This window comes from Candidatus Rhabdochlamydia sp. W815, assembly GCF_018642185.1.
In the GTDB taxonomy this organism is placed as follows: Bacteria; Chlamydiota; Chlamydiia; order Chlamydiales; family Rhabdochlamydiaceae; genus Rhabdochlamydia; species Rhabdochlamydia oedothoracis.
In genome coordinates, this window is the sequence record NZ_JAAVTY010000211.1 from 1 (window position 1) to 854 (window position 854).

The 854-nt window shown below is 31.6% G+C and carries 1 protein-coding gene; it reads right to left on the reverse strand.

Features of this window, described 5'->3' with window-relative positions:
* Window positions 1-339 precede the first annotated feature (339 nt).
* Complete coding sequence (locus RHOW815_RS08385; protein ID WP_215217818.1) at window positions 340-549, reverse strand: hypothetical protein; 210 nt, start codon at window positions 547-549, stop codon at window positions 340-342.
* Between the last annotated feature and the right edge of the window lie 305 nt (window positions 550-854).

An 854-nucleotide genomic window follows, 5' to 3' on the forward strand; every position in this document is an offset into this window, starting at 1 on the left:
CGCTTGGATAAGAGCGGGTCATAACTACCTCCAAAGGTTTTATGAAAACTATCATTATACCTTAATGAGAAGATTTTAAACAGGCTCTAAGCATGATGGAGTGGGTTAATTCTAAAACTTTTTGGTTTTTTTTGCCAACTTTTGATAATAGAGATTCTTTCATCGCTTGCCTATTTTTTTTTAATTTTTCTGTGCTTCAAAATTGAAAAGATATCTTATTTTAAGGTATAATAATGAAATTTAGGTGTTATTTATGGTTAGTATTCTTAGACTTGTTGGACCTGCTTTAATCTTTCCTTTCTGCTCTAAAACCTTTACTTGTTCCAATACTTTAGCTTGTCATTTTTTGTACTGCCTAACATACGACACACAAGCGATTGCTTTTAAATATTTTTTTCCTGAAACCCCTGACCCTTTTTTGCAGCCTCCTACCCTTTTATCTAGTTTTGTTCCCACCAAATTTAAAGTATTAAATAGCTGTCTTGCTACTGGTGTTTCTTTCCTAATATTAAACCAAATAAGAGAACTTGCTTTAGCTAAAGTGCTCATAAAATATCGTTTATATATGATAGGAGTGCCTTTTGTAAGTTTTGCACTTCTGATAAGCATTTGTATCATATCCATTCTTGTCTACAGAATAATTAAACCCTATTTATATCGAATCTAATAGATAAGACTTTACTAAGCTTTCCATCTCTACCTATTCGAGAAAAAGATAATCCCCTACACATCTGGGATAAAAAAACAATAGATCCTTTAATATAGTTATTTAAATCGACATTGATAAAACAGCTTGATCTAAGGCTTCGGATAAATTAGCTACAGTAGGTAAAAGTTCTCGGATTTTCGTTTTC

Excerpts from the sequence above, each read along its gene's own strand:
- RHOW815_RS08385 (WP_215217818.1), bottom strand. The coding sequence starts at position 549 with ATGAGCACTTTAGCTAAAGCAAGTTCTCTTATTTGGTTTAATATTAGG.